Annotated in this window: 11 protein-coding genes and 1 pseudogene; 6 read left to right on the plus strand and 6 right to left on the minus strand. The window is 67.8% G+C overall.

Annotation, left to right across the window (positions count from 1 at the left end; genetic code table 11):
- Positions 1–291: 291 nt before the first annotated feature.
- The 3 genes from BQ8420_RS03170 (at position 292) to BQ8420_RS03180 (ending at position 2,156) form a co-directional block, all read left to right on the plus strand.
- The gene (locus tag BQ8420_RS03170) at positions 292–663 is read left to right on the plus strand and encodes an STAS domain-containing protein (RefSeq protein WP_087096290.1); all 372 of its coding nucleotides are present in this window, start codon (positions 292–294) and stop codon (positions 661–663) included.
- A 142-nt stretch (positions 664–805) separates the two neighbouring features.
- Positions 806–1,423 (plus strand): hypothetical protein, encoded by a 618-nt coding sequence (locus tag BQ8420_RS03175; RefSeq protein WP_087096291.1) that lies wholly within the window; start codon positions 806–808, stop codon positions 1,421–1,423.
- 70 nt (positions 1,424–1,493) lie between these two features.
- Complete coding sequence (locus BQ8420_RS03180) at positions 1,494–2,156, plus strand: hypothetical protein (protein ID WP_087096292.1); 663 nt, start codon at positions 1,494–1,496, stop codon at positions 2,154–2,156.
- 123 nt (positions 2,157–2,279) lie between these two features.
- Here the strand turns inward: BQ8420_RS03180 and xylA are convergent, their stop codons facing one another.
- Both xylA and BQ8420_RS03190 read right to left on the minus strand, forming a co-directional pair.
- The gene (gene xylA, locus BQ8420_RS03185) at positions 2,280–3,437 is read right to left on the minus strand and encodes a xylose isomerase (RefSeq protein ID WP_087096293.1); all 1,158 of its coding nucleotides are present in this window, start codon (positions 3,435–3,437) and stop codon (positions 2,280–2,282) included.
- Positions 3,438–3,503: 66 nt separating this feature from the next.
- Positions 3,504–4,694, minus strand: a complete 1,191-nt coding sequence (locus BQ8420_RS03190) for an ROK family transcriptional regulator (protein WP_087096294.1) — start codon at positions 4,692–4,694, stop codon at positions 3,504–3,506.
- A gap of 57 nt (positions 4,695–4,751) precedes the next feature.
- Between BQ8420_RS03190 and BQ8420_RS03195 the strand changes: the two genes are divergently transcribed.
- Both BQ8420_RS03195 and BQ8420_RS03200 read left to right on the plus strand, forming a co-directional pair.
- On the plus strand, positions 4,752–5,330 hold the full coding sequence (locus BQ8420_RS03195) for a GNAT family N-acetyltransferase (protein ID WP_200815773.1): 579 nt from the start codon (positions 4,752–4,754) through the stop codon (positions 5,328–5,330).
- Complete coding sequence (locus BQ8420_RS03200; RefSeq protein WP_087096295.1) at positions 5,317–5,784, plus strand: NUDIX domain-containing protein; 468 nt, start codon at positions 5,317–5,319, stop codon at positions 5,782–5,784. The genes BQ8420_RS03195 and BQ8420_RS03200 overlap by 14 nt, the downstream gene beginning before the upstream one ends.
- 56 nt (positions 5,785–5,840) lie before the next feature.
- Here the strand turns inward: BQ8420_RS03200 and BQ8420_RS03205 are convergent, their stop codons facing one another.
- From BQ8420_RS03205 to BQ8420_RS03220, 4 genes are all read right to left on the minus strand, one after another.
- Positions 5,841–6,101: a DUF6504 family protein gene (locus tag BQ8420_RS03205; protein WP_087096296.1), complete on the minus strand. Its 261-nt coding sequence runs from the start codon at positions 6,099–6,101 to the stop codon at positions 5,841–5,843.
- Between the two features lie 122 nt (positions 6,102–6,223).
- The gene (locus BQ8420_RS03210; RefSeq protein ID WP_143847083.1) at positions 6,224–7,156 is read right to left on the minus strand and encodes a M48 family metallopeptidase; all 933 of its coding nucleotides are present in this window, start codon (positions 7,154–7,156) and stop codon (positions 6,224–6,226) included.
- A 212-nt stretch (positions 7,157–7,368) separates the two neighbouring features.
- Positions 7,369–8,178 (minus strand): DivIVA domain-containing protein, encoded by an 810-nt coding sequence (locus BQ8420_RS03215; protein ID WP_087096297.1) that lies wholly within the window; start codon positions 8,176–8,178, stop codon positions 7,369–7,371.
- A 31-nt stretch (positions 8,179–8,209) separates the two neighbouring features.
- Entirely contained in the window at positions 8,210–8,482 is a 273-nt protein-coding gene (locus BQ8420_RS03220; protein ID WP_143847085.1) for a hypothetical protein, read from the minus strand.
- A gap of 575 nt (positions 8,483–9,057) precedes the next feature.
- On the opposite strand from BQ8420_RS03220, the pseudogene BQ8420_RS03225 reads away from it, so the two are divergent.
- A pseudogene (locus BQ8420_RS03225) lies at positions 9,058–9,616 on the plus strand (hypothetical protein); the annotation flags it as partial.

Here is a 9,616-nt window from a genome sequence, read left to right on the forward strand (position 1 = left end):
CGGTTCCCATGTCGTGAAATAACCCAGTGTCAATGGTCGAAACCCGGACAGTGGAACGGGGTTCTCGCCCATGAGGCGAAAATTTCTTGCCCGATGGCATTCCCGTCGCGGCGGTTCGCTTATACCGTGTGTGTCCAATGACCGACCAGGTCGCTCGGGCGTGAAGAGTTCCCCTCACCGGACCGGCTCTGTGGGAGTGGAGGCGGACCCGGTGGTCGTTCCCGGTCGGGCTGCGTATGGTTAAGCGAAGGGACCCCTCACCATCTGAACGTGGGGCCGGGAGGAGTGAACGTGCACAGGCTCGGACTGAGCACGCGGGTTGAAAGCCGCAGCGTGATCGTCGCGATCGAGGGAGAGCTCGACATCGCGACCGCCGCAGACCTCCAGGAACACATCGGGACCACGATCGAGGATCACGGTCCGTGGCTGATCCTGGACCTCTCCACGCTGGACTTCATGGACTCCAGCGGACTGAACGTGATCATCAACGCCTACCGGACCGTCCGTGAGCAGAACGGTTCACTGTCGTTGGCGGCTCTGAACGAACGCGTCACCAAGGTCGTCCGCCTGGTCGGCCTGCACCGTCAGGTACCGGTTCACCAGACCGTCGCCACCGCGATCGCCGCGATGGAGGCCCTGGAGGCCAAGCGGCAGGCCGGTTAGCCGACCGATCGCACCCGTCGAGGTCCCGTGGCCCCCACCTCGGGACCACCACGGACCTCCAGCGGTCGATCACGCGCGACTGGGGGAGTGGCACGGTCATCCGTGTTCGGTCCGGGCGCGCCCATGAGCAGGGACACCCCCCATGTCCACCCCTCGTCCCCTCTCCGACGCTCTGATCCGCTTTCAGATCCGAGCCCAGAACGACCCGCGCCGTTACGGTCGCCGGGCCGGCCTGTGGGGTGGCCTCACCTTTCTGCTCGCCATGGGCGCGGGCTTCCTCGTCGGCGTCGGAGACCCCGATCGGCTGCCCCTGATCCTGGTGGTCGCGCTGTTCGCCGCGCTCGCGGTGGGCCTGGTCGTTACCATCGCCGTCACCGCTGCCGCCTCCGTCCGACATGGCCGGGTCCTGCCACCTGACACGGACCCCGCCGATGTGCGCGCGGCCCGGTCCGTTCGACGTTCGGGGGAGCTCTCGGGTCGTCCCACAGTGGACCGGATCGCCAGGATTCAGGCCGATCGGACCCTGGAGAACGCGGTCTCGTCGGGGCTGTTGGCCGGCCTGTTCCTGTTCGCGGGTGGGATCAACGTGGCCAACGCGATCTTGCAGTCGCTGTCGGGTGGCCTGTGGTGGGCACCGGTCGTCATGCTCGTCGGAGGCCTGTTCATGATGGTGGGGGCCACCTTCGTGGGCCCCGTCCACAAACGCGGCCTGCGACGGGCACGTGCCTTCGTCGATGCCTACGACAGCGGGCCCGGTTGACTCAAAAAGTAACGGAAGGGTATCGAAATTACTACTTTTGGGTAATGTTTCCGTGGGGTAAGAGGTCGACATGAATGAGCACACGACACCCCCAACGTCCGCTCAGCGACATCCCAGGGCCCTGTTCGGCCGTATGCAGATCTACGCACAGAACCACCCGCGTGGTTACGCCGTCAGGGCCGTGTTCATCGGCTTCCCCCTGCTCATGCTCCCCCCATTGGTCCTATGCGCGGTACTGATCGGGGAATGGTCGCTCCTGTGGCCGATGCTCCTGGGCGCACTGGTGCCGCTCGTGATCATGGGCGCCGTCCTGATCGCCTTCATGCCGTGGTTCGTGCGGCGCATGGTGGGCACCTCCACGCTGCCCCCGGAGACCGACCCCCTCGACCTGTTGGAGGCCAAGCGGCAGCTGCGCAGGGGCGGGCTACATGAGAGTGACGAGGTCAACCGAATCGCCCGGATCGTCGCCGCCCAAGCCGAGTTCAAGATCAATTCGCCCAGGACCCTCCTCGTCTTCGGGTCCATCGGTTCCGTGTCTCTGGCGGGACTCGCGCTGCTGACGTATCTCTCCCAGGGGGCCGGATTCGACTTCTGGTTCCGGCTTTTCCTGGCCGTGCTGCTGATGGTCTACTGCCTGGGCTTCCTGCCCTGGGTCAAGCGTTACCGTCAGCGCGCCCGGGACTTCGCGTCGCTCTACGACGCCCACCGACAGGAACGCCGGTGGGCCGTCTGACCCGACGGATATCGAGCCCTCCGCGTCGCCGCCCCCGGGGACTTTCATCGCCCGGGGGCGGCCCCGCCTCGAACACACCGGCATGTGCTCGTTCCGAGGCGGGAGAACCGGTCACGGCGTGGTTCAGCGCACGCCGAGGAGGTGCTCCAAGGCCAGCTGGTCCAGACGCTCGAAGTGGTAGCCGCGCTGTCCCACCTCGTCCAGGTCCAGGTTCTCCTTGAGCAGGTCGGCGACGCTCTCGCCGGGGGACAGGGTGGACTCGGACAGCTCCGGCACTCGGGCCTCGGCCAGGGCGGCGACCACCGCCGGATCGGCGCGGAAGGCCGCTGCCTTCTCCTTGAGGATCAGGTAGTTGCGCATGCAGGCGGTGGCGGACTCCCACACCCCGGACATGTCCTCGGTCCGAGGCGGCTTGAAGTCGAAGTGCTTGGGACCCGCGTAACCGGCCCGCTCCAGCAGGTCGACCAGGAAGAACGACTCCTTCAGGTCGCCCGCGCCGAAGCGCAGGTCCTGGTCGTACTTCACGCCCCGCTGACCGTTCAGGTCGATGTGGAACAGCTTGCCCGCCCACAGCGCCTGGGCGACACCGTGCGTGAAGTTGAGCCCGGCCATCTGCTCGTGACCGACCTCGGGGTTGACCCCCACCATCTCGGGGTGTTCGAGGCTGTTGATGAACGCCAGGGCGTGGCCGACCGTGGGCAGCAGGACGTCACCGCGCGGCTCGTTCGGTTTGGGCTCGATGGCGAAACGCAGGTCGTAGCCTTGTTCGCGCACGTACGCGCACAGCAGGTCGAAGGCCTCACGGAGCCGGTCGAGGGCGGCGTGGTCGTCCTTGCCCGCCTCGGACTCCGCGCCGTCCATGCCGCCCCAGCACACGTAGGTCCGCGCGCCGAGCGAGGCGGCCAGGTCGATGTTGCGGATGACCTTGCGCAGCGCGTACCGGCGCACGTCGCGGCTGTTGGAGGTGAAGCCACCGTCCCGGAACACCGGGTGGGAGAACAGGTTGGTGGTCGCCATCGGCACGGTCAGCCCGGTCTCCTCCAGGGCTCCGGTGAACCGGGTGATGATCGCGTCGCGCTCGGCGGTGGAGCTCTCGCGCGGGATGAGGTCGTCGTCGTGGAAGGTGATGCCGTGCGCGCCGAGTTCGGCCAGGCGGCGGACCGCCTCCACGGGGTCGAGCGGGGGGCGGACGGCGTCACCGAAGGTGTTGACGCCCTGCCATCCCACGGTCCACAGACCGAAGGTGAAGTTGTCCTCTGGCGTGGGCTGGTAATCGGACATGGCTGCGCTCCTGGGGGTCGGTCCGAGGCCGGACGCGATCAGTTTGTCTAGAGTCACAACTAATTGTCAACGGGGGAGAGGAAGGTCGCCCGTCTCCAGGGAGTGGATCATCACCGCGGCGCCACCCCGGGCCGCCGCGCTCAACCCCAGATCCGATGGCTCCACCCGGCAACCGCCCGCGTCGGGGGCGAAGGACCGCGCCAACGCGGCCTCCCGACACCGCGGGAGCAACCACGGCGCCAACGGCACGAAGTAACCGCCCAACACCACGGCGCCCGGGTTGACCACGTTGACCAGCACCGCCACCCCCCGCCCCAGCCGGTCGCCCGCCCGTTCCAACGCGCCCAGAACGGTCGGGTCACCCGCCTCGGCGCGTTCCACCGTCAACGCCACCAGTTCGGAGACGTCGCCCCCCGAGGAACCGGGCAGCGCCTCGCGCAGGATCGCCCCCACACCGGCGAGCGCCTCCAGGCACCCCCTCCGCCCACAGGAGCACTCCGGCCCGTCCGGCTCCAACTCCAGGTGCCCGACCTCTCCGGCCCACCCCCCGGAACCGCGTACCAGCTCACCGCCGGTCAGTACACCCGCACCGATACCGACCTCACCGGTCAGATACACCAGGTCGGGGATCCCCGCGCACGGACCGAACCGGAACTCGGCCATCGCACCGAGGTTCGCGTCGTTGTCCACCAACACCGGCACCCCGTCCAGGGAACCTCGGACCAGGTCCCCCAGGGGAACGTCCCGCCACCCCAGGTTCGGCGCCCTGGTCACCACCCCCGACGGCACGTCGATCAACCCCGGGACGGCGACGCTCACCCCCACCAGACGACGCCCCCTCAACGCGGGATCCTCGGCGACCTCCCGCAGCGTCTCCGAAATCCGCCGGGCGCACTTTTCCGCCCCTTCCGCCCGAGCGTCCAGGGGCACGTGCCGTTCCACCAGCCCACGGTTCAACAGATCCACCGCCACCACCGACAGGTAGTCGACGTTGACCTCCAACCCCACCGCCGCCACCGACCGGTCGTCCAACGCGAGCAGCACCCCGGGGCGGCCCACCCTGCGCTGTGAGGTCTCCCCGGTCTCCCTGACCAGGCCGCGCTCCATCAGGTCGGCGACCAGGCTGGAGACGGTGGTCTTGTTCAGACCCGTGTTCGCGGCCACGGCCGCCCGTGAACACGGCGCCAGCTCCCGCACGGTCCCCAACACCGACCGCAGATTGGTCTCCCGGACGGTCTGGAAGCTGACCCTCTCCAACAGGACCCCCTCGAAAACCCGTTGCCCACCCCAAGGGCCGCTGATTGGATCCCCATCATGGTGCCTTCCGACCTCTTCCGCGACCAGCCCACCCTCCACGGACGCGGGGTTCGGCTCGTCCCGCTCAGCGCGGAGAACGCCGACGACTTCATCCCGGGGATCCTCGACCTCGACCCACAGGTCCGCCGACTGACCGGTACCCACCGGACCTTCACCGAGGTCGAACTGCGGGCCTTCGCCGCGAGCCGGCCGGACCATCACGATCGGGCCGACTGGCTCATCTACACCGACGACACCTGCGTCGGCGACTGCGCCCTGATCGACCTCGACCCGGACAACGCCGAGGTGCACTACCGGATCGCGCTGAACAGCATGGGTGTCACCGGTCGCGGCTACGGCACGGCCGCCACGGACGCCGTCCTGAAGTACGCCTTCGAGACAACCGGGCTCCACCGGGTGGCGTTGGAGGTGTTCGACTTCAACACCAACGCCCGGCGTTCCTATGAGAAGTCCGGCTTCGTACGCGAAGGGGTGTGGCGCAAACATCTGCGCTGGAACGACGCGTGGCACGACGCGGTGCTGATGTCGATCCTGGACGAGGAGTACGCGCTACGGTCGGAGCATGCCCGTCCCTGACTTCCTCAAGAGCCTGCGAGAACACGTCGGCCACGACCTACTGCCCCTCGTGGGGGTGACCGCGGTGGTGCTCGACCAGGAGAAGGTCCTCCTGCACCGGCGTTCCGACGACGGGCGTTGGGCCACCCCGGGCGGCATCCTGGAACCGGGCGAACAACCGGCCCGGGCCGTGGTCCGCGAGGTCTGGGAGGAAACCGGCGTGCACATCCAGGTGGAAAGACTGGTCACCGTGCTCACCCAGGAGCCGCACACCTACCCCAACGGCGACCAGGTGCAGTTCCTCGACCTGGCCTTCCGCTGCCGTCCCACCGGCGGCGAGGCCCGCGCGGACAACGACGAGAGCCTGGAGGTCGGCTGGTTCGCCCCGGAGGAGCTACCGCCCATGGCCGACCGCATCCTGGAGCGCATCGACAAGGCCCGCCACCCCGAGGGCGCCACCTACTATCTCCGATGATCCCGGCGGCGCGACGTTCACACCGACAACGCGCGCCGCGGAACGCGAACCGTGGATCAGTTCCACTGACGTCGCATGGTCCAACGATCCGACGCGGCGTCCCTGGTGATGTCGATGATGCTGGGCTCGCCGGCCTCGGACTCGGCGGAGACCCGGAGCAGGTGAATCCGGGTTCCCGTCGACCCGGGGGACTCGTCCCTGGCCGGCCAGTCACCGATGATCCTGCGCACCCGGAAGGTGTGGCCACGCCAGGTGAACCGGGCAGGGTTTCCCCTGTCGGTGGAACGGACGTCGATCTGCTCGTTTAGGAGACTCACGATGCCAGCCTATCGAACATGTGTTCGAGAAAGTCAAGTGTCTCGGTGGGTCGCGAACACCTTAGAAGTTCCGAACAGGTGCCCGCAGCCCGCCGCGCGGGCAGCACCGGGACCGGCCCTCCTCAGATGAGCACACGCCCCCTGCGGCTACGGTCCCGGAGTGCCGCCATCCTCCGGACGTTCCCAGGCCGCCGTGACAGCAAGTGGTAGACGAACAACGACGGGTCTCGGTCCACCGACGCGCGGGAGGCCATCTCGCCCAGGTTCACCCGCGTGTACAGATCCGACCCGCCGGCGAACAGCCGCACCGCCTGTGCCCCCTCCGGGACGTGCGCCAGACCATGGTCGTCCGCCGTGTACTCGCGCGTCCGAGCCAACGAGGCGCCCAACCCGGGGACGAGCTCGGCCCCCAGGATCACGAGGCGCTGCCAGTACCCGGTGTGCCCAGAGGTGATGTGCCCGATCTGGTGAGCCACCAGGAACGCCATCGCGTCGGGATCGCGTGGACGACCGGCCCCATCGAGCAGGGAACCGGGAAGCACCAGGTACCTGCGTAGTCCGTGCCCGGACGCGTCGGTGCGCGGCGACGGATCCCCGGGCCGCACGTATGCCTCGGGGGCCTTCGACGACCCCATCTCCGCGCTCAGCGACATCACCATGCGGTAGACCTCGGGGAACTGGGTGGGGGAGACGCGCACCGACTCCGCGCGTTCGCGGGCGTACCTCAGCCCGCGCACCCACCAGCACACCAACGGCACCGTCCCCAAGGCGGCCAAGGCCCACAGGAACGATCCGACCGACCACACCAAGTGGAACAGAGCGCTCAGAAGCACCGCCGACACCACCGCGCACAGCGCGAACAGCGGCCGTTCCCAGGGGTGCCGAGGCGCCGATACGACGTGGTCTCCGAAGTCCTCGGCGCACAGTTCGGGCGGGTGACCGTGAAGGGAGGGCGGTCGTGGCGTGTGATGGGTCCTGTGCGCGGAGGCACGGCCGGTGATCGTTTGGACCGAGCAGGCCGGGGCGGGCACTCCGGGCGGTGTGGTGTGTTGCATGCTGCTCCCCTCGGGCCGCCGACGGCACGGGGTCACTGTTCCCGGTGCCGCCGGTGGCATGGGATGGCTACTCCCTGTGCTCGAATATTACGTTCCGCTTTCCTTATCGTGGTGTGTCGCTGACGGCGTGTTCCCGCACGGGTGCCCGGGTATGCGAGGTCGGCTGTTCGCGACCCTCGTCAGGGCACGCGAAGCCCACCACGGCCCGAACGTCAGTGGTGCTCGTACAGGCGCAGTTCGTCGGCGAGCGCGTCCAGGAAACGATCGACCTGGGCCGGGTCGTAGCCCGGTCTGGCCCGAGTGGTGGCGAACTGGGCCCGCTCCACCTCACCCGAAGTGACAGTGGCCCGGTCGGGACGGCCCTGGAGCAGTACGCCCAGTGTGTACTCGGCGCGGTCCAGGAACTCGTCGACCTCCTGTTCGTTGTATCCCGTGGTCAGCCGGGTGGTGGCGAATCGCTGGTTGCGGATGTCGTCCGGTGTCATTCGAGGCCCGGGAGGTACCGGCCGACCGGTCTGAGGCTCGTGGCCCGCCATCCCCGGCCGTCCGGTCTGAGGTCGAGGAGCCGGTCGCCCGGGCGCCTCGGGACCGCTTACCCTGGGGAGGCCCGGCCCAGGTCTTCCGACACCGGGGCCATCCGTCCCCGGATACCCGGGATATCCGGGCGGCGCGGCGGAGGGTCGCCTCGGACCACCCTGGTCCGGATGCGGTGGCAGTGGCGGCGGGGCCGCGGGTTGTCCCAACCCACGCCCGGCGAGGTCGGCGATCACGGTGTCGAGGAAGTCGTCCACCTCGTCCTCGCGGTACCCGGGACTCATTCGAGTGGTGCGGAAACGAGAGCTGCGTATCTCCTCGGCGGTGATCAGAGGCCCCTTGCGCGGCCCGCCTTCCAAGGCGACCAGGGTCGCCTCGATCCGGTCGAGGAGAGCGTCGACGTCCTCCTCGTGATAGCCCGGGCGCAGGCGCACCGTGTGGAACTTCTTGTTGCGGATGTCCGCCGGTGTCAGAGGCATGGTCCCCATTGTGCAGTTCATGCGGATCGTAGGGGCGAAGTCAGGAGCCCGTGTGTGGTCTGGTGCCGTCCTGCCGACCATCGAGTCGGTCGGCGAGCAGGCCAAGGTAGTCCAGTACCTGGTCGCGGTCCAGCCCACGCAACACCACGTCGAACTCGGGGGCGCGCAACCACTCGCCGGAGATCGTGCTCGACCCGGGTGAGACGAGTGCGCGTAGACCGTGTTCGATGACGTCGGCGACCTGGTTGCGGTCGAACCCGCGCAGGACGAGGTCGAACTCGGGTTCGGGGAGGGCCGGGGCCAGGGGATGCATGGACCGCATTATGCCGAGGTGTGGTGGCCGGCGCCATGTCGGGCCACGGTTCTGGCCGAGTGTGGACGTAAGTCCCGTTTCACGCGGGAGGTCGGGTACCGGCGTGGTCGGACGGTCGCCCGAGTGACGTACCTCACTCCAAAGGTTGTGAACCATCGGCACCTCCGGCGACCCCTTCCATGTAAGACGCTTGTGCCGGCGAACGGTTCACACGATTCTCAAAGAATTACCGAATTCACCGATCGCCGTTACCAATAGTGGCTGCAGATCCCTATCGTGACCTTTCTGAAACGCAGTTCCGGCGATGGTTTGACTTTCTGTTGTGTACTGTTCTTTTCAAGCAGGCGAATGCGAAGAAAGCGACTTTTCCGGCTCTGGCTCTCTGCGGGTCGTAGTCGGCCCTGTGCTTCGTCGTGCCAGGCCAAGGGCTTCTGTGCGCCCTGGCTGATCCCCCACATCCAACCCTGGTCGAGATTCTGCGAGATTCCCCGCCACTCGTGAATTCACGCGGTGGAAACCGCGACCAGGCCAGGCCCGATCTCCCTCGGGTCAGGACGATCCGAAAAGGATTGATCTTGAAGAACGCTCGTGTCAGCGCTCGCCGTGTGCTTCAGGGTGGCGCCGCCTTCGCCGCTCTCGGCGCCCTCGGACTCGCCACCGCGATGCCCGCCTACGCGGACACCTACGGATGGGGATACGCCTCCGCCGTCGGTGGTGAAGGTGCCTCGGAAACCTACGTCACCCAAGACCAGACGATCTCCAACTCCTTCTCCAGCGGTATCGGTGGCTGGCTGACTGTCGATGGCACCACCACCGCCACGGTCAACGCCGATGGCGCCAGTGCCACCACCGTCATCGACACGGCCCGGATCCTCATCACCCTCGACGACCTTGAGGACATTCTCGATCCCGAGGAGGACGCGGAGGAAGAGAAGACCGAGGAGGACGACTCCGAGAACGACGACACCGACGAAACCGACGGGCCGGATGACACCGACCTTGGTAACGGCGGCGACGACGGCAACGACGACGGTGCCTCGCAGGACCCCGGGGGCCCGCCCTCGGAGAGCGTCGAGCCCGGTGAAGACACGGTGACTCCCGCCCCGGACACCGACCAGGTCGAGGACGAGGTCG

The sequence above is a fragment of the Nocardiopsis sp. JB363 genome (assembly GCF_900143625.1).
GTDB lineage: Bacteria > Actinomycetota > Actinomycetes > Streptosporangiales > Streptosporangiaceae > Nocardiopsis.